23 protein-coding genes and 1 tRNA gene are annotated in these 21,147 nt (G+C 66.5%); 5 read left to right on the forward strand and 19 right to left on the reverse strand.

The features are described from left to right. Positions 1-19: 19 nt before the first annotated feature. Entirely contained in the window at positions 20-496 is a 477-nt protein-coding gene (lepB, locus tag NZ951_02440; GenBank protein ID MCS7206777.1) for a signal peptidase I, read from the forward strand. Positions 497-501: 5 nt separating this feature from the next. Here the strand turns inward: lepB and NZ951_02445 are convergent, their stop codons facing one another. The 7 genes from NZ951_02445 to NZ951_02475 form a co-directional block, all read right to left on the reverse strand. Beyond that, entirely contained in the window at positions 502-2,082 is a 1,581-nt protein-coding gene (locus NZ951_02445; GenBank protein ID MCS7206778.1) for a D-aminoacylase, read from the reverse strand. Positions 2,083-2,090: 8 nt separating this feature from the next. After that, on the reverse strand, positions 2,091-3,206 hold the full coding sequence (locus tag NZ951_02450; GenBank protein MCS7206779.1) for a trypsin-like peptidase domain-containing protein: 1,116 nt from the start codon (positions 3,204-3,206) through the stop codon (positions 2,091-2,093). Between the two features lie 2 nt (positions 3,207-3,208). Beyond that, complete coding sequence (locus NZ951_02455; GenBank protein MCS7206780.1) at positions 3,209-3,880, reverse strand: 50S ribosomal protein L25; 672 nt, start codon at positions 3,878-3,880, stop codon at positions 3,209-3,211. A 93-nt stretch (positions 3,881-3,973) separates the two neighbouring features. Then, entirely contained in the window at positions 3,974-7,303 is a 3,330-nt protein-coding gene (gene ileS, locus NZ951_02460) for an isoleucine--tRNA ligase (protein ID MCS7206781.1), read from the reverse strand. 346 nt (positions 7,304-7,649) lie between these two features. Beyond that, positions 7,650-8,966, reverse strand: a complete 1,317-nt coding sequence (locus NZ951_02465) for a hypothetical protein (GenBank protein MCS7206782.1) — start codon at positions 8,964-8,966, stop codon at positions 7,650-7,652. Between the two features lie 52 nt (positions 8,967-9,018). Then, a complete protein-coding gene (locus NZ951_02470; protein ID MCS7206783.1) occupies positions 9,019-9,816 on the reverse strand; it encodes a transcription elongation factor GreA in 798 nt (265 codons plus the stop codon). A 200-nt stretch (positions 9,817-10,016) separates the two neighbouring features. Beyond that, positions 10,017-10,307 (reverse strand): zinc-ribbon domain containing protein, encoded by a 291-nt coding sequence (locus NZ951_02475; protein MCS7206784.1) that lies wholly within the window; start codon positions 10,305-10,307, stop codon positions 10,017-10,019. 173 nt (positions 10,308-10,480) lie between these two features. On the opposite strand from NZ951_02475, the gene NZ951_02480 reads away from it, so the two are divergent. After that, positions 10,481-10,574 (forward strand) — tRNA-Ser (locus NZ951_02480). Here NZ951_02480 and NZ951_02485 read toward each other — a convergent pair. Next, positions 10,575-11,657, reverse strand: coding sequence for a Zn-dependent alcohol dehydrogenase (locus tag NZ951_02485; protein ID MCS7206785.1), 1,083 nt, complete (start codon positions 11,655-11,657; stop codon positions 10,575-10,577). Between the two features lie 123 nt (positions 11,658-11,780). Between NZ951_02485 and sucC the strand changes: the two genes are divergently transcribed. Together sucC and sucD are read left to right on the forward strand one after the other, a co-directional pair. Beyond that, positions 11,781-12,935, forward strand: coding sequence for an ADP-forming succinate--CoA ligase subunit beta (sucC, locus tag NZ951_02490; protein MCS7206786.1), 1,155 nt, complete (start codon positions 11,781-11,783; stop codon positions 12,933-12,935). A gap of 578 nt (positions 12,936-13,513) precedes the next feature. Next, positions 13,514-14,407: a succinate--CoA ligase subunit alpha gene (gene sucD / locus NZ951_02495; protein MCS7206787.1), complete on the forward strand. Its 894-nt coding sequence runs from the start codon at positions 13,514-13,516 to the stop codon at positions 14,405-14,407. On the opposite strand, the gene NZ951_02500 is transcribed toward sucD, so the two are convergent. The 6 genes from NZ951_02500 to NZ951_02525 are packed head-to-tail and all read right to left on the reverse strand — an operon-like array spanning position 14,367 to position 17,080. Beyond that, on the reverse strand, positions 14,367-14,690 hold the full coding sequence (locus NZ951_02500) for a helix-turn-helix domain-containing protein (GenBank protein MCS7206788.1): 324 nt from the start codon (positions 14,688-14,690) through the stop codon (positions 14,367-14,369). The genes sucD and NZ951_02500 overlap by 41 nt on opposite strands. A 12-nt stretch (positions 14,691-14,702) precedes the next feature. Then, positions 14,703-16,094 (reverse strand): hypothetical protein, encoded by a 1,392-nt coding sequence (locus NZ951_02505; protein ID MCS7206789.1) that lies wholly within the window; start codon positions 16,092-16,094, stop codon positions 14,703-14,705. A 9-nt stretch (positions 16,095-16,103) separates the two neighbouring features. Then, positions 16,104-16,316: a hypothetical protein gene (locus NZ951_02510; protein MCS7206790.1), complete on the reverse strand. Its 213-nt coding sequence runs from the start codon at positions 16,314-16,316 to the stop codon at positions 16,104-16,106. Beyond that, positions 16,313-16,633 carry a hypothetical protein gene (locus NZ951_02515; protein MCS7206791.1) on the reverse strand — a complete coding sequence of 107 codons (321 nt, stop codon included), beginning with the start codon at positions 16,631-16,633 and terminating at the stop codon, positions 16,313-16,315. The genes NZ951_02510 and NZ951_02515 overlap by 4 nt, the downstream gene beginning before the upstream one ends. Then, positions 16,623-16,790, reverse strand: a complete 168-nt coding sequence (locus NZ951_02520; protein ID MCS7206792.1) for a hypothetical protein — start codon at positions 16,788-16,790, stop codon at positions 16,623-16,625. The genes NZ951_02515 and NZ951_02520 overlap by 11 nt, the downstream gene beginning before the upstream one ends. Further along, positions 16,787-17,080 (reverse strand): hypothetical protein, encoded by a 294-nt coding sequence (locus NZ951_02525; GenBank protein MCS7206793.1) that lies wholly within the window; start codon positions 17,078-17,080, stop codon positions 16,787-16,789. The genes NZ951_02520 and NZ951_02525 overlap by 4 nt, the downstream gene beginning before the upstream one ends. Positions 17,081-17,277: 197 nt before the next feature. Here NZ951_02525 and NZ951_02530 point away from each other — a divergent pair, with 197 nt between their 5' ends. Beyond that, complete coding sequence (locus NZ951_02530; protein ID MCS7206794.1) at positions 17,278-17,655, forward strand: hypothetical protein; 378 nt, start codon at positions 17,278-17,280, stop codon at positions 17,653-17,655. Positions 17,656-17,684: 29 nt separating this feature from the next. Here NZ951_02530 and NZ951_02535 read toward each other — a convergent pair whose 3' ends face one another. The 5 genes from NZ951_02535 to leuB are packed head-to-tail and all read right to left on the reverse strand — an operon-like array spanning position 17,685 to position 21,126. Beyond that, positions 17,685-18,503 carry an inositol monophosphatase gene (locus NZ951_02535; protein MCS7206795.1) on the reverse strand — a complete coding sequence of 273 codons (819 nt, stop codon included), beginning with the start codon at positions 18,501-18,503 and terminating at the stop codon, positions 17,685-17,687. A gap of 4 nt (positions 18,504-18,507) precedes the next feature. Continuing rightward, the gene (trpS, locus tag NZ951_02540) at positions 18,508-19,512 is read right to left on the reverse strand and encodes a tryptophan--tRNA ligase (GenBank protein MCS7206796.1); all 1,005 of its coding nucleotides are present in this window, start codon (positions 19,510-19,512) and stop codon (positions 18,508-18,510) included. Positions 19,513-19,524: 12 nt separating this feature from the next. Next, complete coding sequence (locus tag NZ951_02545) at positions 19,525-19,764, reverse strand: type II toxin-antitoxin system HicA family toxin (protein ID MCS7206797.1); 240 nt, start codon at positions 19,762-19,764, stop codon at positions 19,525-19,527. Beyond that, on the reverse strand, positions 19,765-19,986 hold the full coding sequence (locus NZ951_02550) for a type II toxin-antitoxin system HicB family antitoxin (GenBank protein ID MCS7206798.1): 222 nt from the start codon (positions 19,984-19,986) through the stop codon (positions 19,765-19,767). A 48-nt stretch (positions 19,987-20,034) separates the two neighbouring features. Further along, complete coding sequence (leuB, locus tag NZ951_02555; protein MCS7206799.1) at positions 20,035-21,126, reverse strand: 3-isopropylmalate dehydrogenase; 1,092 nt, start codon at positions 21,124-21,126, stop codon at positions 20,035-20,037. Positions 21,127-21,147 lie beyond the last annotated feature (21 nt).

The raw sequence follows: 21,147 nt of genomic DNA on the forward strand, positions 1-21,147 counted from the left end.
CTGTCAATGGGGAGGCGCTGTGCACCTGCCCCGTTTCTCCCGGATGCTAGGGGGCATGCGTCGTCTGCTGGCTTTCCTACGCGCGCGCCGGGTGGTGGTGCGGGGGTGGAGCATGGCCCCCACCCTTCTCCCCGGCGACTACCTGCTGGTGGACACCAGCGCCTATCGCTCTGCCCCTCCCCAAAGGGGGGATATCGTTGTGGTGCGGGATCCCCATCACCCCCATAGGCTGCTGGTGAAGCGCGTTGTCGCCTTGCCCGGGGAGAAGGTAGAAGAGGCGGGGGAAGGCGTCCTGCGCCCCGCAGAGGATGGGAACGGGGGTGCTGCCCCCGGCCCGCGCTCCTGGACGCTGGGCGAGGGGGAGTACTTTTTGCGCGGGGATGGGGAACCCTTCAGCCGGGACAGTCGGGTTTTTGGCCCCGTCCGCCGGGAGGCCATCCTGGGGCGGGCGTGGCTGGTGTACTGGCCCCTGCACCGCTGGCAACGCCTGGGGTAGGGACGCTACGCCCTGTGGCGCAAGGCCCGTCCGGGGAAAACCCCCGTATGCCTCCCCTGCTCTACCACCACCTTCCCATTCACAATCACCCACTCTATCCCCTCGGGGGGTTCGGTGGGATTGTCCAGGGTAGCCAGCGCCCGCACCTTCTGGGGGTCAAAGACGACGATATCGGCGTAATAGCCGTCCCGCAGGAGGCCCCGGTCGGAAATCCCCAAGGTCTGGGCGGGCAGGCTGGTCATTTTGCGTATCGCCTCGGGCAAGGTGAGGATGCCCTCCTCCCGCACCATATCTCCCAGAATCAGAGGGTAGGAGCCATAGGTGCGGGGGTTGAGGTGCTCCCCCAAATGCAGGGCATCGGTGCCCACCATGTGGGCGGGGTGGCGGAAGAACTCCCGAATGTTCACAGGATTGCCCCCCAGACCCACAAAAGAGGGGGTCAGATCCTCGTCCAACAGCAGAGAACACAGGGTGTCCACGATGCTTTTGCCCGTGTCGTGGGCTATAGCCGCCAGGCTCCACCCGTCATACTTGCGCCACTTGGCCGTGGACAGGTTGGTGACCCGCACACTCCCGAAGTCCCGTCGGTAAAAGTCCGGGTCGCGGGCGATGGCCAAACGCACATCGGGGTCCTTCAGGCGCTTCACCAGGGCCTGGGGGCCCCCGTTGTGGACCCACTCAGGCACCAGAGCAACCAAACGGCTACTGGAATACGGGTAGGGATAGGCATCGAAGGTAACCTGCACCCCCTGGGCGCGCGCCTCGTCGACCAGGCGCAGAAGGCGACGCGCTCCCCCAGGCACCGGGGTGTGGAAGTGCGAGATGTGCAAAGCACACCCGCTGGCACGGGCGATGGCGATGGCCTCCCGGAAGGGGTCGGCGAAGCGGTCGCCCAGAGTGTAGCGCACATGGGTGGCGTAGATGCCCCCCTCTTGGGCCACCACTTTACAGAGGTCTATCAGCTCCTGAGTGTCCGCATAGGAGCCCGGAGGATAGGTGAGGCCCGTGGAGAGGCCGAAGGCCCCCTCCCGCATCCCCGTGCGCAGGAGGTCCTGCTGGCGGCGCACCTCGTCGCTGGTGGCGCGCCGCTCCTCCCACCCGATAGCGGCGATGCGCAACACCGAGTTGCCAATCAGGTAGCAGATGTTCACCGAGGTCTTGTTGTCGTAGCATCCGAGGTACTCGGCCACGGAGGCATAGCGTAGGTCGGGCGGAGGGCGTCCGTCCAGGCCGGCGTTGATATGGGCGAACACCTGGAAGTCATCGGCCGAAAGGAAGGGGGCATAGGAGAGGCCATCCACCCCCACCACCTCGGTGGTTACCCCCTGGAGCACCTTGGGCAAATGGCGCGGATCCCGCAACACCACCATCGCCGAATGGGCGTGCATATCAATGAAGCCGGGGCACACCACCTTGCCGGTGGCGTCTATGGTGCGGATGGCCTGCACCGCCGCGGTATCCCCCCGCAGGAGGCGCAGGCGCTCCCCCTCCACGGCCACATCGGCGCGGAACCAAGGGTTGCCCGTCCCGTCCACCACCATCCCGTTGCGCACCAGCAGGTCAAAGGCCATCCCAACTCCTTCCACCAGCCCCCCTAGGTGGGGCGTGGGAACTCCTCCAGGATAACCGGGCGTTCCAAAGTCTGGTTTCCCCTCTGGATGGTCACGGTAATGTGCTGGCCGACCTTGAACTCCTCCCGCAGGAGGCGTTGGAGTTTGCGCACATTCTGCACAGGGATACCATTGAGGGCGGTGATGACATCGCCCGGCTGGATGCCGCCCTTCGCGGCGGGGCTGTTGCGCTGGACCCCCTGCACCAGCACCCCCTCCCGCACCGCCAGGCCCAACTCCAGGGCCTTCCCGGGGGTAACATTGTCCACCCCCACCCCCAGCCAGGGCCACACCACCCGGCCATTGGCGACGATGGATCGGACCACGGGAACCACTGTCGTGTTGCCCACGGCGAAGCCGATGCCCTGGGCCTCCCGCACCACGATGGTATTGATCCCCACCACCTCGCCCCGCATATTCACCAACGGCCCCCCGCTGTTCCCCTCGTTGATGGCTGCATCGGTCTGCACCAGGTCGTTATACACCCTGTCGCCCACCGCAGTGGAGCGGTTCACAGCGCTCACCACCCCCACCGTTACCGTCGGCTCCCCGGGGAGGCCGAGGGCGTTCCCAATGGCGATGACCCACTCCCCCACTTGTACCGTATCGGGGTCGGCGAAGGACAAGGCGGGCAGAGGCTCGGGAGCATTAATCTTCAAGACCGCCAAATCGGTTAGGGGGTCGCGCCCCACAATCCGCGCCTCAAAAGTGCGTTCATCGCTCAAAGTTACCTGCACCCGTCGGGCATTGGCGATGACATGGTCATTGGTAACGATATAGCCCGCCGGGTCAAACAAGACACCTGTGCCCGTGCTGACGCCGCGAATGGGGCGCAGGAAGATATCTACCCCCTGGGTCTCGGCGGCGATGCTCACCACAGCGGGGGTAACCCGCGCCACCACCTCGGCCACAGGCGGCATGCCCTGCGGGGAGGCCGGGGGAGCCTGCACCGGCGCAGGAAGGGTTGCCCCCGCCGGGGTGGGCGTGGGGCGTGGCGCCGTCTCGGGGCGCAAGCGCAACACCCCACACTGCACCACCAGCAGAGCAGCCAGGGCCACAAGGCCCAGCCAGACCACACCAGGCTTTCGGGGAAAAGCCACGACTACTCCTCTCCCTCTTCTTCCTTCGCCTTGCGCTCGGGGCGCACCACCTCCACCTCGGCGGGCGCAGGGGCCGCGCCAGGAGGGGCCTCCACGGCCTCCACCCGCGGCGGAGCCACCAGCACGATGACATCCTCGGGGTCGGCCTTGACCACCACCCCCGCCGGCAAGGACAGGTCCTTCACCCGCACCACCTTGTCAAAGGAGTCCAAAGACGCAATGTTCACCCGCAGGGCTTCGGGAATTTCCAACGGGAGGCCCTCCACCGTCAGGGTATGGTGGGGGATAATGAGGGTGCCCCCCAGGGAGGTTACCGCCGGGGCCTGCCCCTCCACAACCAGGGGCACCTCCGCCTCCACCCGCTGAGTAACATCCACACGGTAGAGGTCTACGTGCAGAACCTCTTCGGTCAGGGGATGGAACTGAATCTCCCGCACGAAGGCCAAGTGGGTGCCCTCCTCCCCCTGAATGGAGACAAAGAGGGGTTTACTGCGCCCCACCTGCACCAGGGCCTTGCGTACCTCACCAGTGCGGGCCTGCAAGGGGCGCGATGCGACGCCCGGCCCGTAGAGGTGCAGAGGTGTCCACCCCTCCTGCCGCAAGCGCTTCACCTTTTTGCCCAGCACCTGCCGAGGCTGGGTCTGCAGAGTAAGCAGGTGACGACCAGTAACCACAGCACTCCTTCCTCACGGTGTGGAAGGGTATCCCCTTCTGCTAGGACGGACGCGGTCCCTGTCTTTTATCATAACGCAGGGGACAGAGGGCGGTTAGGCGGATGGGGCCGTTCCTTCCGCAGCCTTGCGCAGACCCATCCGCACCGTTACGCCATCCAGGGTCGCTTCCGCAGTGGTGGTATCGGGAGGCGGAGGCCCCTCCTCCAGCTGCAAGGCCAGGGTCTCCCCTGCGATGTAGTCTCGCCACCCCTCCAAAACAGGGCGGAAGGCAGGAGGTGCCTCCACCCAGAGGTGGATACGGTCGTCCACCTCTAGGCCGGCCCGGCGGCGTAGGTCTTGCAGGCGGTGCACCAGTTCCCGCGCCAACCCCTCCTGGCGGAGGGCGGGGGTCAGGGTAGTGGTAACGGCCACCCCATATCCCCCCTCCACCACGGCGCTGAAGCCGGGCTTGTCCTGGGGCACAACGTCTATCGCTTCGGGAGGGATGGTGAACCCCTCTGCTGTGATGAACCGCCCCGCCCGCGCCGCCTCTACCACCTGTGCCTCGGGCAGGCGCGCCAGGGCTTGGGCTGCCCCCTCAGCCCGTGCGCCGAAGGTGGCCCCCAGCAGATCCCGCCGCACCCGCGCCGTCCAGGTTACAAAGGCCTCCTCCTGACCCACCACCTCCAGACGCTTGACGTTTAACTCCTCCTGTACCTCGTCAGCCAGCAGATGAAGGGCGGACGCCTCCTCGGCCGAGGGCAGTTTCACCAACAAGGCCTCTAACGGCATGCGCACGCGGATGCCTGCCTTACTACGCGCTGCCCGCCCCAGGCGCACCACGGTCATCGCCACCTTCGTGGCCCTCTGCAGTTCGGGATTGCGCCACGCCGGGTGGGGCGTCGGCCACGAGGCCAGGTGCACCGAGAGGGGAGCCGTGGGATCCACCGACCGCACCAGATTCTGATACATGGCTTCGGCCACAAAGGGTGTGAAGGGGGCCAGCAAGCGGGTCAGTGTTTCCAAGCAGGTATAGAGGGTATGGAAGGCCGCCAGTTTGTCGGTATCGCTCTGGGTCTTCCAGAAGCGGCGGCGGTTGCGCCGCACATACCAGGTAGAGAGCAGGTCCACAAAGGCCTCAAGACGCCGGGCGGCCGTGGTGGGGTCATAGGCCTCCAGAGATTGGGTAACCTCCTCCACCAGGGCGTGCAACTCCGCCAACAGCCAGCGGTCCAGCACCGTGCGGGGGCCGGGGTTGGGGTGCTTCGTGGGATCAAAGCCGTCCAGGACGGCGTAGGTAGTGAAGAAGTTATAGGTGTTCCACAGGATGAGCAGGAAGCGCCGCACCGCCTCGCCCACCAGGGCGACCGAGAACCGCCGGTCGCTCCCCGGCGGGGTGGCCGTGAACAGATACCAGCGCGTCGCATCGGCTCCGTGCTGGTTGATGACGCTCCAGGGGTTGACCACATTCCCCCGGCTCTTGCTCATCTTCTCGCCCTTCTCGTCCAGCACCAACCCCAAGCAGATGACATGCCGATAGCAGGGGGCCGTGAACTGCCCTTTGCTGGCATACTCTAACAGACAGGCGATGGCGTGCAGGCTGTAGAACCACCCCCGCGTCTGATCCACCGCTTCGCAGATGTAATCGGCGGGATATAGGCCATCGGTGGGAAGGGTGGGACGGCTGAAGGGGTAGTGGAACTGGGCGTAGGGCATAGCCCCCGAGTCAAACCAGCAGTCCAATACCTCGGGGACACGGGTCATGGTGCCCCCGCACTGGGGACAGCGCAAGCGGAAGCGGTCCACATAGGGGCGATGCAGGTCAAGGTCGGGGGCGTCCAGCAGAGGAAGGGTGTCGGGGGTGGCGTGCGCCCGCACCTCCGCTAGCGAGCCCATGACCATCCAGTGGGGACAGTCCCCACAGCGCCACACGGGCAAGGGTGTCCCCCAGTAGCGCTCCCGCGACAGGGCCCAGTCCACATTGTTGCGGAGCCACTCCCCGAACCGCCCGTCGCGGATGTGCTCGGGGTGCCAGGAAATCTCCTGGTTGCGCCGCAACAGCAGGTCTTTGACGGCGGTGGTGCGCAGGTACCACGAGGGCTTGGCGTAGTACAGGAGCGGGGTGTCGCACCGCCAGCAGAAGGGATAGGTGTGGCGATAGATGGCGTGGCGATACAGCAGCCCCCGACGGGTCAGGTCTTGGATGATAAGGGGATCCGCCTCCTTCACAAACCGCCCGGCGAAGGGGTACGCCCCCTGCACCACCCCTTGCAGGTCTACCTGCTGGACGAAGTACAACCCCTCGGCCTTGCCCACCTCATAGTCCTCGGCACCGAAGGCGGGGGCGATGTGCACCACCCCCGTCCCCTCTGCCAGGCTGACGAAATCGGCGGTGATGACGGGGTACGTGCCCTCAAAGGCCTCCTTGGGCACCTCCTGAATGGACCCATCGGATGTCAGGCGGAGGAGCACATCCTTGCGCGAGGCGCGGTAGGCGGTGGCCTTATCGGTGGCCTCGTACTGGAAGGGGTCATACAAAGGATAGTAGCGCAGACCCCGCAAGGTGTGCCCCGCAAAGGTCTTCACAATGCGGTAGGGCCTCTGCAGGGCCTGGGAGGCCAGGTCTGCGGCCAGGATCAGGCGCCCAGGATAGCCCTCCACCTCTACCAGAGCATAAGTGGCCTCGGGATGCACCGCCACAGCGGTATTGCCGGGGAGCGTCCAGGGTGTGGTCGTCCAGGCCACAATGAAAGTGGGCTGGGCCAGGTCGCCCACCAGGGCGCGGGTCTGGGGGGTGTCGGCCAGGGGGAACTGCACATACACCGATGGATCTGGCGTATCCTCCCTGTAGCCCAAAGCCACCTCGTGGGATGACAGGCTGGTAACACAGCGGGGGCAGTGGGGTGTGGACTTGATCCCCTGGTACAGGAGCCCCGCGTCTGCGAAGGTCTTCAGGAGCCACCAACAGGTCTCTATGTACTCGTTGGTAAGGGTGATGTAGGCGTTGGACATATCAATCCAGAAGGCGATGCGCTCGGTCAGGGCCTCCCACTCCTTCACGTAGCGGAACACCGACTCCCGACAGCGGGCGTTGAAGCGGTCGATGCCGTAGGCCTCAATCTGGGACTTGGAGGTGAGTTTCAGTTCCTTCTCCACCTCCAGTTCCACAGGGAGGCCGTGGGTATCCCATCCCCCTTTGCGGAACGGGCGATAGCCCCGCATGGTCTTATAGCGGGGGAACAGGTCTTTGAAGATGCGGGCCAACACGTGGTGCACGCCGGGGGAGCCGTTAGCGGTGGGGGGGCCTTCGTAGAGCACATACAGAGGGGCGTTGCGGCGCGCCTCGTCCACTTGGCGGAGCATATCCTGCTCCCGCCACCACGCCAGGATACGCTCCTCCAGGTGCGGGAAGTGCACCTTGCTGGAGACCCGTTGGAAGCCCATAGGTTCCCTCCCCAACTGCCGAACAGAAAGCCCGCCCCCGAAGGGACGGGCGCTGGTTCCCGCGGTACCACCCTTCTTCCCCTGGGGATGCCAGGGGCATCTCGGCGGGGTGCACACGCACCCCCTGCCCTGCTAACGGGGGGCATCCGTCCGCGCCTACTGGGGCCATAGGCCCGTTGGGGCGGCGGCTCTGGAGGGATACCCCCGCCGGGGGCACGCATCCCCTTGCACCGCACGGGACTCGCTGGGCGGCCCGCCCCGCGGGAGCGTGTCTCCGTCGTCGCCTTTGGGATTCAGGGTAAAAACACCGCCCCCACCCGTCAAGGGGCCGACGGGTCCCCCCTGCCTACACGGAGTGAGGGGGTGGGTTCTGCCCACTGGGGGCAGGAGCCGAGTCGGCCCCGCCCCCCAAAGCGTGGGCCGTCTCCGGCTGGCGGACGGTCTGCACCGCCAACGGCACCAAACGCACCGCATCCCGCAGACGCGCCGGCTCCGCCAGCATCAGCACCACCGACGCCGCCAGGTAGATGAAGATGTAAATGAAACGGGCCGTGGTGCTGGTGAAGCCCAACTGGGTAGCCCACAGCACAAACAGCAGCAACGCCCCCCACGCCGTCATATTCAGCCGCACCAGCACCGCCACCGCCAACAGGGACTGGGCAGCGGTGAGCCAAATCTCCTCGGCCTGCCGGGCATCCAAGGGCAGGTTCAGCAGGCTTCCCGCACTGATGCTATAGGCGAAGGGCAAAGTGCCCACCAACAGCGTCCATTGGTTGACCTTGGACGACACCAGCACCATCATCCCCGCCACCGCATCCCCCCGAATGGTCAGGAGCGCCGCCACGAGAATTTCCCCCGACTCTGAGGCCAGGGGGGCGATCCACTGCACCATAATGAACTCGCTGACCCCCAGTTGACGCCCCACCTCCAGCAAACCCTCGGCAAACGGCTCGGCCGAGGAGAGGATCATCGCCGCCGAGAACAGGAAAATGCCCACAATGGCCACACGCCGGCGCCCTGTGGGAAGGCTGGCGATGGCCTTAGCAGGGCCCATGAGCTCCGGCTCCCGGCGGGGCAGGCGCGAGGTCAAATACAGGTAGAAGGCGAACATCCCCACCAACACCAACCCATCCCACCAGGCGATGCTCCGCTTCACAGGGATGGTAAAGGCATACAGAGTGGCCGCCAGCATGGCCAACAGCTCCAACGAGACGCCCCGCTCCAAACGCAAGGGCTGGCGCGCCTGCAACCACCATAAAAAGGCCACCAACGGCCACGCCATCCCCACCAGCAAGCGGTTGGCCCCTGTCATGTTGGCAGTGGCGTAGTGCACATAGGTCATCTCCTCAAAGGGGACGCCCGCACGCGCCTCCTGCCCCGCCTGCCAAGCGAAGTAGAGGTCCACAGCGTATTCCGGAAGCACGGCGATCAAAGCCACTGCGGCCAACGCTAACGCCGCGGAGACCTCCCGCTCCGCCACCTCCGCTGCCCAGGAGAGGAGGAACGCCGCCGCCACCACCCCCATCCCAAAAATAATGGCCTCCAACTCGGGGGCCAGGTGGTCGATCCCCGTGGCCTTGATCACCGCCCCCACCCCCGGGAGGCTCTGCACCACCTCAAAGCCGGCGAGACGAACAACGAGCGGGGGAATACAAATGGCCACGAAGGCCCCGAGAATCGCCCAGTAACGGCCGATGGCGGGCCTCCTTTGCGGCTCAGGACACCCGCAAAATCCGATAACGGGTAATGCCTTTGGGGACGCGCACCTCTACTTCGTCCCCCTCGTAGTGGTCCAGCAAGGCCTTCCCCACCGGCGACTCGATGGAGATGCGCCCCGCCCACGCACTACTTTCCCGTGGGTCAACCAGGGTGTACGTAACCTCTTTCCCAGTATCCATATCGCGCAGAGCCACGGTGCACCCGGGGGCTATCTTCCGCCTCTCCTGAGTGGCAGTGGCCACCGCCATCACTTGCGCCTGCCGCAGCACCCCCTCCAGCTCTTGGATACGGCTGACCACCCACGCCAAGCGCTCCCGCGCCGCAGCCAAGGGGGCATTCTCCCGCACATCCTTATCGGCGGCGGCGCGCCGCACCTCCTCCGCCAACGCCACCCGCTCCTTATGTAAAGTGTCCAGCTCCGCCTGGATTCGCTGCATCCCCTCGGCGGTCAACTGGACGGGGGGTGCGGCGGATTCTGGGGCAGGCACAGGGCGGACGCGCCGGGAGGGACGGGGAAGGCGGAAGTGCTTCCCCAAGTTGTCGGTGGTGAGACCCTGCCGTTTGAGGTAAGCCAGGAAGTCCTTGATGGCTTTCCCCCGCCGCTCGTCGTCGTTGGGGGCAAACCCCTGGGCAAAGTTGGCAAGCTCCTGCGGGGAGAGAGCGGCCAGGGTGCTGTCGCTCCCAAACCAGCGCAACAGGCGTCCCAATTCCTGTTGGGCGAAGGACTGCTCCTCAGGGGGGAGACTGCGGAGATACTGGGCAATGACCTGTGCCAGCCTGGGTTGTGGCTGCATAGGACGCTACTCCCAGCCCTCTATGATAGAACGAGAGCGGGGGCTATGTCAATGCGGGAAGTGAAGACGCCCAGGCCCTGCCGGTGTTGCGCTGTGAGGAGCGTCCCCGCTCCGCCGACCAAAACTGCTGGCAAAGGCGCCAGAAAACGCCGAAGGGGGCCGCACCGGTGCGGTCCCCTTCGGGGAGAAAGGATTCCCGCCTAGCGGGACGGGCCACGCATGAGGCTGAAGCAGTCCGAGCAGTACACGGGGCGACCACTGCGGGGCTGAAAGGGCACCTGTGCGGGTTGGCCACACCGGGCACACACGGTGCTGTAGGACGGACGTGCGCTGACCCCGCCGTTGCGGACGCGCCGCGCGGCGCGACAGGTGGGACAGCGCTTGGGCTCGTTCTGGTAGCCCTTAGAGGCGTAAAACTCCTGTTCACCTGCGCTGAAGGTGAAGGGAGCGCCGCACTCCACGCATGTCAGGGTTCGGTCGGAATACGCCACAGGTAACCTCCTCACGATGGGGCTTGGCCGGGGGAGGTCACCTGGGCCATAGGGGGCTGGGTAGACCTCTCGTGCCAGCACGTGTTAGGGTAACACACCCCCTCCCGTGATGCAAGGGGACGGTCCGCCTTGCGCCTCATCCGCTCGCACCGTATGCTAGAGAGGGTGCCCCCGGAGGGGTGGCTGAGCGGCTGAAGGCAGCGGTCTTGAAAACCGCATCCCTGCTGCAGGGCAGGGACGTGGGTTCGAATCCCACCCCCTCCGCCACTAGTCAAACACTAACACCGTCCGCGCCACCTCCCCCGCCTTCATGGCGCGGAAGGCCTCGTTCACATCCGCCAGGCGCCCCCGCCGGGTAATCATCTCGTCCAGGCGCAGGCGTCCCTGGCGATAGAACTCAATGTATCTGGGGATGTCCACCCGGAAACGGTTGGAGCCCATACTGCTCCCCTGAATCTTGCGCTCCCGCAGGAACTGCCGCCCCTCCAGTTCCACCTTCTGCCCGACGGGTATCATACCGATGATGGTGGCAGTTCCCCCGGGGGCAAGGCAGTTGAAAGCCTGCTCGGCCGTAACCTTTAGTCCGATAGCCTCAAAAGAGTAGTCCACACCCCCGCCCGTCATCTCCACGATGGCCTGCACGGGATCGCGGGTAGAGGCATCCACCACATCGGTGGCGCCCAGTTCCAGGGCCATGCCCAGTTTGCGCTCCACCGTGTCCACGGCGATGATACGCCGCGCCCCCGCAATGCGTGCCCCCTGCACCACCGCCAAGCCCACACCCCCCAACCCGAACACCGCCACTGTGGAACCCGGCTCCACCCGCGCCGTGTTGAGCACCGCCCCCACACCCGTAATCACCCCACACCCCAACAAGGCCATGCGGTCTAGGGGCAAAGACGGGTCAATCTTCACCACCGTGTTCTCGTGCAGGAGCATCTTCTCGGCGTAACTGGCGATGAGGGCAAACTGGGTCACAGGGGTGCCGTTGGGAAGGCGCAAACGGGGCGGGTCGGTGGGGGCACGGTTGGGACGCTGCAGACATAGATTGGGATGCCCCGTCAAGCACTTCTCACATTGCCCACAGAACACCGACAGACACGCAATCACGTGGTCGCCCGGGCGCACATAGGTAACCTGCTCCCCCACCGCCTCCACAATGCCCGCCGCCTCGTGCCCCAACACGGCCGGAGTCTGCAGGGGATACAGCCCCTCCACAAAGTGCAGGTCGCTGTGGCATACCCCTGTGGCCACCGTGCGCACCAGCACCTCGTGGGGCATGGGGCGGTCTATCTCCACCTCCTGGATGGACAAGGGCTTATGGGGGCTGTGCATCACCGCTGCCTTCATAACCCTCCTCCTGTGTGTCCCCATTATACCGCCCCCGCCCAACGGGGGCATCACGGCATGCTATACTGGCTCCCAGACGCCCCTATAGTAGAGGACAAGGGTGTTTTACGGAGCGCAGACGCCGTGAAACTGCACGAATACCAAGCCAAAGCCCTCCTCGCCCAGTACGGCATCCCCATCCCGAAAGGGGAGGTGGCCTCCACCCCCCAGGAGGCCGAGAGCATCGCCCGCCGCTTGGGGGGGCGCATCGTGGTCAAGGCCCAGGTGCACGCCGGGGGACGGGGCAAGGCCGGGGGCATTCGCCTGGTGGACACCCCCGCCCAGGCACGGGAGGCAGCCGCCGCCCTGCTGGGGCGCACCCTGGTTACCTACCAAACGGGGCCGGAGGGGGTGCCTGTGCGCAAGGTCCTGGTGGCCGAGGCGGTGGACATCGCCCGCGAACTCTATCTCGCCGTGGTGCTGGATGCGGCGGCGCGGGGACCCGTGGTCATCGCCAGCGCCGAAGGGGGCGTGGAGATTGAAGAGGTGGCCCGCCGTTCCCCGGAGAAGATTCACCGTATCGCCCCTGACCCCCTGCTGGGGCTGATGCCCTTCCAGGGGCGGAAGATGGCCTACGCCCTGGGCCTGCCGGCACCCCTGGTGCGCCCCTTCGCCGAAATCGCCGGGGGCCTGTATCGCCTGTTCGTGGAGAAGGACTGCTCCCTGGTGGAGGTCAACCCCCTGGCGGTAACCCCCGACGGGCGTCTGCTGGCGGTGGACGCCAAGGTGAACCTGGAGGACGACGCCCTGTTCCGCCACCCCGACCTTGCGGCGTGGCGCGACCGGGAGCAGGAGGACCCCCTGGAGGCCACCGCCGCCGACGCCGACATCGCCTACGTGCGCCTGGACGGGGATGTGGGGTGCCTGGTGAATGGGGCGGGGCTGGCCATGGCCACCTTGGACATCGTGAGCCGTGTGGGAGCGCGGCCGGCCAACTTCCTGGATGTGGGCGGAGGCGCCAGCGAGGAGAAGGTGCAGAAGGCTTTTGGCATCATCCTGGACGACCCTCGGGTGCGGCGGGTGCTGGTGAACATCTTCGGGGGGATTTTGCGGTGCGATGTGGCGGCGCGGGGCATCGTGGCCGCTGTACGGGCGAAGGGTTCCTGCCCCCCGATGGTGGTGCGCATGCTGGGCACCAATGTAGAGGAGGGGCGGCAGATTCTGCGCCAGGCGGGCCTGCCCGTTACCTTCGTGGAGACCCTGCAGGAGGCCGCCGCAGCGCTACAGCCCAGGGGGTAGGCGCGTGATAGAGCGTCTATCCAAGGAAGTGGAGGCGATCGACCCTGGGACGCTCGGCATGCCCGTTATCGGAACACGAGGCTCGCGCCTGGCGCTCACCTGTGCGCCTGCAGGGTCTGCTCCGCCAGGACGGCGATACCTACTCCGTTTTGTTGCGAGCCCACTGCATCCGCCGGGGCGACCTACAGGCGCGGTTGGGCATGGAGCGTGGACGACCCGGAAGGGGGCCCACTTCACCCCTCCCGCAGGGGACATCCCAGCGCCTGTGCCACAGCCTGTTTAGCCTTGCGCCCTGGCACTGGATATGGTCTGTGGTTTTTACCTGCCAGAAGACCGTTCAGCCCATCAGCGTTGGCGTGGCGGACGGCCTGCGGTATATTCTGTATGAGGCGACGCTTTGTGTAAACAAACAGACGCAAGGGTGGGGGTCGCTTCAGCAGAAGGGCCGGCGGCCGCAGCTGGCCATAGGAGGGATAGCCGAGGTGGGGTGTCCCGTCGCTTTAGCCTTTGGTAGCAACTTTTGCCAGGCCCAGAGCACCTTCGGCTTCTGCGCCATACCTTCGTAAGGAGGCATCCGCATGGCCATCCTGGTAGACGAAACCACCCGCGTCGTCGTGCAGGGCATTACGGGGCGGGAGGGGGGATTCCACGCCGAGCGGTGTATGGAGTATGGCACCAAAGTGGTGGCAGGTGTCACGCCTGGGCGGGGGGGCACCTTCTTCAAGGAGACGGTGCCCGTCTTTGATACGGTGGAGGAGGCGGTCCGCCAGACGGGGGCCAACACCTCCCTCATCTTCGTGCCCGCCCCCTTCGCCCCTGACGCCATTGTGGAGGCGGCCACCGCAGGGGTGCGCCTGGTCATCTGCATCACTGAAGGGGTGCCCGTGTTGGACATGGTGCGCATCGTCCGCTGGCTGGCCGACAAGCCCGTGCGCCTCATCGGCCCCAACTGCCCCGGCCTTATCACCCCCCGCACCCGTACCAAGGTGGGCATTATGCCCGGGGCCATCCACCGCCCGGGCAAGGTGGGGGTGGTCTCCCGCTCGGGCACCCTCACCTACGAGGCGGTGATGCAGTTGACCAGCCTGGGCATTGGGCAGTCCACCTGCGTGGGCATCGGGGGCGACCCCATCAGCGGGACGACTTTCGTGGATGTCCTGCGCATGTTCAACGACGACCCCGAGACGGAGGCGGTGGTGCTCATCGGGGAAATCGGGGGCACCAAGGAGCAGGAGGCGGCGGAGTTCATCAAGCGGGAGATGCGCAAGCCGGTGGCTGCCTTCGTGGTGGGGGCGACGGCTCCGCCCGGCAAGCGCATGGGGCATGCGGGGGCCATCATCACGGGCCAGTCGGCCACGGCGGTGGCCAAGATCCAGGCTCTGCGGGAGGCGGGGTGTTGGATCATCCCCACGCCCGCCGACATCGGGGCCGTTACCCAGCGCATGCTGAGGGAGGCGGGGATAAAGGTATAGACCCCCTCCAGCGCGCCAGCGCCCGGAAGACGGTGCGCTGGCTCACTCCAAAGCGCTGGGCCAGTTGGGGCACCGTGAGCCCCTCCCGCTGACGCACCTCCCAAATCTGCCGGTCCCGCGCCTCCCGCTGCTGGGCCAGCCACCGCCGATACCCCTCCGGGTCGTCATACTTGCACTGGGGCAGGGGGCACTGCAGACACGCCGGCGACACCTCGCACCCCTCATCCCGATAGGGGTAATACTCGGGAAGCACATCCAGCAAAGGCAAACCCCGCCGCGTCATCCTGCACCCCCTTTACCGCCCCACTCCGACCGCCTCGGGGACACGCCCCCGTGCCACCCGGGGCAGGTAACGCCCCGCCTCCAGAAGCAGAGCGGTGCTCATCAGGAAATCGTCGTGCCCTTTGCGGGCGTCCACGAAGAAGTCCATGCGCCCGCCGGGGAGGTAGTGGGCCTCGGCCTGCTCCATCTGCCGCCAGAACTCCTGGCACTCGGGGGAGCCGTCCCGGGCGTAGACCTTCAGGCGTCCTGCGCCCACGGCCGCCAGCAGGTCAAACCCCAGGCGCGCCTTGCGGGGGGCGGTGAAGACGAAAGGCTGCACCACCCCCTCCCCCAACGCCTTCACCAGCATGCTGGTGAGACCCGCCCCGATGCCCGTGGCGTCCACCACCACCCGACGACACCGCCACACCCGCTTCAGCAGGTCCACCAGACGGGGCACCAGGATGTGGTGCGCCTCCCCTTGCCACCAGTAGTGCTCCACGATGCGCACCGTGGGCTCCGGGTGCAGGTCGTCGCACGCCGAAAAGTCCAGCTCCCCGATGCTCACCACCGTGGCGTCGTGGGGTGTGGGGCGGGGGCCTTCCGGCGCCTGCCAGGGCTCGCCCCCCACATCTATCCCCGCCACATATATCCCCCCTGGTTGGGGGGCACGCAGGCGGGGGTGGTCCCCCTCCAGCAGGGCCAACAGGGAACGGGAGAAGAGACCTCCCCCGCCCGCCACCGGCAGGAGGCGATACTGGGTGCGGAAGAGGGGGTGGTCCTCCCCCAGGCGTTGGCGCTCCGCCTCTACATACTGGGCATAGGCGGGGTTATAGCGGGCCACCTCCTCCCACTCCACCCGGAAGTGGCGTGGGATGCCGTCCTTGCGCTCCAGTTCCTGGTTGAGGGCCTTCATCTGCTCCAGCAGCGTGTTGCCATCCCAAGGCGTGCCGTAGAGGACGGTGGTAACCTGGTGGGCAGCCCCCATCGGGCGCACCTCTTTGGTGAACTTCTCGGCGTCCACCTCCTGGGCCTCGTCCACCTCCAGGAGGAGGCTGGCGGTGTGGCCCACGATGTGGGTGCCGGGCTCGCAGGAGAGGAACACCTGGCGCGCCCGCCCCAGGCGCAGGATGTGCCCCCCCTCGGAGCGCACCAGGCGCAAAAGGCCGGCGTCGGCCAAGCGGTCCTGCAGACGGCGCTTGCTGATGAGCACCTGGGGCACAAAGGTGGGAGCACACTTCACCAGGTCGCCCCCTGTGTGCATGTGGGTGGCCAGTAGGAACACCTCCAGGAGGGCGGAGAGTTCGTTCTTGCCCCCCTGGCGGGCGATCTCCACGCTAAAAGTGAGGCCCCGGCGGTGCAGGACGCTCTCCAGCACCGCCCGTCCGATGCGGGCCTGGTAGGGGCGCAAGGTGGGCAGGGGCATAGGCACCTCCTACTGCAGGAAGCCCAGAACAATCTGCACCACCACCGCCCCCACCACCAGGAAGATCAGGCCATTCACCCGCCCCTTGAGGTCCTCCAAAGAGCGCTCCAGGGCGGCGATGCGCTGTTCCAACAGGGCGTCAAAGGCCGTCGGGGGGCGCAGGTCGACGGGAGGCGTCGGAGCCTTGCGCAGACGGCGCAGAGCCTCTTCCAACGGCTTCATGGCTTCTCCTCCCCCAGCCCCAACTGGGTGCTGATGCTGGTGAGCACCTGAGCCAGGGCCTGCCCCAGGTCCTCCCCCGCCTTAGGGGAGAGGCGATACTTGGTCGCCACCAGGCGCAGCAGGGTGTTCATCCCCTTCAGGAGCAGGTCCAGACGTTGGGGCTCCCGCTGGGCCAGGGCCAGAAGGCGCAGGCGCAAAAGGGCGATCTCCTCGTCCAACCCCTCCACCTGGCGGGCGCGGGGCAGGCGCAGGCGCTCCGCCTGGGACAGGGCCTCGGCGTAAAACCCCTCGGGCGACAGGGTGCTGTTACTGGCCATGCGTCCCCTCCGGGGTCTCCAGGCCCTGCAGGGCGTGGAGGAGGTCCTCCAAGGCGTCGGGGGGAAGGCGTTGGGCGGTGCGCAGGACACCCAGCAGGAGCAGGTAGGCGGCCACCTCCCACCGCTCCTGGGCGATGGCGTGGGACAGGGCGCTCACGGGGCACCTCCTTTGGGGCGACGATAGGCCCGCAGGATGAGCAGGGCCATCGCCCAGGAGACCCCCCAGGGCACCGCCCACACCAGGGCCAGCACCCCCTTCCCCAACGGCTCCAGGAGGGGGGCCACGCTCACCCCCAGCAGGGCCAGGTTCACCCCCACCAGCAGGAGCACTGCCCACCGCTTGGCCCGCCGGGGCGGGCGCCGCACCAGGGCGTAAGCGTTCCAGGCGCTGGCCAGGGCGGTGGCCCCGCGCTCGCCAGCCACCAGCAGGGTCAGAGCATCGGGCATGTGGGGGCCTCCTGGGCTTCTGGCAAGGGGAAATATAGAACATATGTTCTAGTTCTGCAAGGCGGGAATGGCACACCAAAGAGCAGACGCACGCCCTTCACGGGCATCAAAGGGCTGTGGGGGCACAAGCCGAGCGCTCTTGCCCTCTTATGGCCGAGGGGTTATGCTCCTCACAGGCAGTGTCCCAGGAGGCACCTGTGGGGCTGGTCAAAGCCCGAGGCTGGATAGGCAGAGACAGGGAACACCTGCACGAGATGGAGTTCCTGGTGGACACCGGCTCCTTCTACACCCTGCTTCCCCCGCATCGTGCAGCCGCGCTAGGCATTGCCCTCCCCCTTACAGGGCCGGTCGTCCTGGCCGACCGTCGGACAGTGTCTATCCCGTTGGACATGGCCTATCTACGCCTGCAGGAACGGGAGGCCGCCATCCCCGTGGGGGTATCGGAGGTACCCATGCCCCTGTTGGGCGTTACCGCTTTGGAGGCCCTGGGCCTGGCAGTAGACCCGGTGAGCGGACGCCTTGAGCCCACACGCCCCTTCGGCCCTGCCGCCCTGGGGCAGGTGCCTCCTCCTTGAGGGGGGACGCAGAGGGAGCCAGAAGCGCTCTATCCGTCCAGCAGGCCCCGCACCAGGGAGAGGAACTGGTGCACCAGGACGGTGTTCCCCACCACAAAGCCCTCGCTGGTGAGGGTGGCGAGCTGGCCGTGGAAGTCCAAGGCCACCCCTCCCGCCTCCTGCACCAGCACCAGACCCGCCGCCACATCCCAGGGGCGCAGGCGCAAGTGGAAGTAGAGATCTAACCGTCCGGCGGCGGCATAGGCGAAGCCCAGAGCCGCCGAGCCGGTGGTGCGCCCCCCCATGACCTGGGGAAAGGTGCGCTCCAACAGAGCCAGGGTGCGCAGGCCCAGAGTATCGTGGGTGCTGATGTCGCACCCGACGATGCTGGAGGCCAGGTCGCGCCGGTCGCTCACCCGCATGGGCGTCCCATTGAGCCACGCCCCCCGCCCCTCCACGGCGAAAAACGCCTCCTCCCGTATGGGGTCGTAAATGACCCCCACCACCGGCATGCCCCGCCAGGCCAGGGCCAGGCTCACGCAGAAAAAGGGAATCCCCCGGGCGAAGTTACGGGTGCCGTCCAGAGGATCCAGAATCCACGCCCACTCCTGGGAGGGGAAGGTTGGGGCCGTCTCCTCAGCCATCACCCCAAAGGAGGGAAACTCCCTGCGCAGGGCGTCCAGCACCTCCTGCTCCACCTGGCTATCCACCTCGGTAACCAGGTCGCGGGGGCCTTTGGGGGTGATGCGCAGGGGGCTTCCGAAGCGCTGGCGGAGGGTGCGCCCCGCTTGGAGGGCAACAGCCAGGGCCACCTGGTCGGCAGAGGTGCCGCTAGCGCTGACAGGCAACGGAGGAATCGCAGGGGCCATAGGGTTATGCAGGGGGCTGACCCAGGCCCATGCGCTCCCGCACCTCGGCGATGGTGGCCTGGGCGATAGCCCGTGCCCGGTGCGCCCCCTCCCGCAGGATGGCGTCTATCCTCTGGGGATGGGCAGCTAACTCCGCCCGCCGCTCCCGGAAGGGGGCCAGATACCTGTTGATGGCCTCGGCCAGTTCCCCCTTGCAGTCCACACACCCGCGCTGGGCAGTGGTGCACTCGTTGTAGACCGTCTGCGTCCGGGCAGCGTTGAAGAACTTGTGGAGGGTGTAGACATTGCACACCCACGGCCGCCCCGGCTGGTCGCGACGCAGGCGCTCCGGGTCAGTGAAAGCCCGCAGCACCCGGGCGCGGGTCTCCTCGGGAGTGGCCGCCAGTTCAATGTGGTTGTCCAGGCTCTTGCTCATCTTCTGCTTGCCGTCCAGGCCCAACACCAGGGGCGTCTCGGTGAGTTTAGCCTGGGGCTCGGGGAAGGTGGGGCCGAACATGTAGTTGAACCGCCGCACGATCTCCCGCGCCAGCTCCAGATGGGGCAGTTGATCCTCCCCCACAGGCACCGTGTCGGCCTTGTAGAGGATGATATCGGCCGTCATGAGCACCGGGTAGCCCACCAGCCCGTAGTTCACCGACTCCTCGGTCTCCTCCATCTGGCGCACCTTCTCCTTGAAGGTGGGCACCCGCAGCAGCCATCCCAGGGGGGTAACCATAGAGAGGAGGGTGTGGAGGGTCATCACCTCCGGGACATGAGACTGGACGAAGATGATGGAGCGCTGGGGGTCCAGGCCCGCCGCCAGCCAGTCCAGCACCATCTCCCGAATAAGAGTGGGGAGGTCACGGGTCTCCTGGGGCTTCATGGTGGTCAGAGCGTGCACATCCACCACGCAGTAGATGCACTCATACTCCTCCTGGAGGGCCACCCAGTTGCGCAACGCCCCCAGATAGTTGCCGATGTGGAGGCGCCCCGTAGGGCGCATGCCCGAAAAGATGCGACCCTTCCCCATACTGGTGCTCTATCAAACCTCCCTATACGCCCGCAAAGAATCTGCACGAGAGACGCCCGCCTGCCGGCATAGGCTCTGGAGGGGAGAGGCCTTGATATGCGGGTGGTCGGGCCTCGGGAGAGGTGTCCGTGTGCCGTCAGGGTTCTCCCCAACCATCGCAATATGCTCCCCTATACGCACGACTCTGAACCCAAGCCGCTCCAGCGCTTTCACCACCTTTTGCCGCGGGGCACCGACGGGGAACTTTGTCATCTACATCGTTACGGCGCCCTCGGCAACAAACACTTCCTGTAAAGGCTCGTGCCCCTTGAGGACCTCCTCCCCACAGGTTTGCACGTGGAACGCAAGGGTCGATGTGACATCGGCCAACGCCTCTTCGTAACTATCCGCCTGTCCCACCACACCCCCCAACCCGATCGGATACGCCACATACCCGCCGGGGTGCTCCTCCACCCCTGTGATGGTTTTGACCATAAAGGCTCCCTCGGGAGAAGGGGCTTGCCCCGTCCTCGGCTCCACCTTCTATCCTAGCAGACGGATGACGGCATCGCCCATCTGACGGGTGGAGAGGGTCGGCTCCCCCGGGCGGGCCAGGTCGGCGGTGCGATAGCCCTCGGCCAGGGCGCGTGCCACCGCCGTCTCCACCGCCTGGGCCTCGGCGGACAGACCCAGCCCATAGCGCAGGAGCATGGCCACGGTGAGGATGGTGGCCAGGGGGTTGGCGATGCCCTTGCCGGCGATATCGGGGGCGCTCCCGTGAATCGGCTCAAACAGACCAAAGGCGCGCTCCCCCGGCTTGGGGATGCGGGCCAGACTGGCCGAGGGGAGCATCCCCATACTCCCCGCCAACACCGCCGCCTCGTCGGTCAGGATATCCCCGAAGGTATTCTCGGTTACGATGACATCAAAGCGCCCAGGGGTGCGCACCAACTGCATGGCGGCCGTATCCACCAGCAGGTGCTCCAGGGTTACATCGGGATACTCCCGCGCCAGTTCCAAGGCAATCTCCCGCCACAGGCGGGAGGTCTCCAGGATGTTGGCCTTGTCCACGGAGCAGAGGCGTTTGCGGCGGGCGCGGGCCAGTTCAAACCCCACCCGCAGGATGCGCACGATCTCCTCCTCCGTGTAAGCCATAGTGTCCACGGCGCGCCGCCCCCTTTTGGTCTGCCAGCGGCGCTTGGGCTTGCCGAAGTAGAGGCCCCCCGTCAGTTCCCGCACCACGATGAAGTCCACTCCCTGGAGCACGGCGGGCTTGAGGGGGGAGGCATCCACCAGCCAGGGATAGACCTTGACGGGGCGCAGGTTGGCGAACAGGCCCAAGCCCTTGCGCAGGGCCAGAAGCCCGTCCTCGGGGCGGACTTTGGCTTTGGGGTCGTCCCACTTGGGGCCGCCCACCGCTCCGAACAGGATGGCGTCGCTGTTTTTGGCGGTTTGGAAGGTGGCGTCGGGGAGGGGGGTGCCGTGGGCATCAATGGCGCACCCGCCTACCAGGGCGTGGGCGAAGGTGAAGGTGTGGCCGAAGCGCTGGCCGACGGCCTCCAGCACCCGCACCCCTTCGGCGATGACCTCGGGGCCGATGCCGTCGCCCGGCAGGACAGCGATGGTATAGTGCATCGGAGTCGGCTCCTTTCGGGG

Source organism: Dehalococcoidia bacterium (genome assembly GCA_025060295.1).
GTDB lineage: Bacteria > Chloroflexota > Dehalococcoidia > Lucifugimonadales > HRBIN23 > HRBIN23.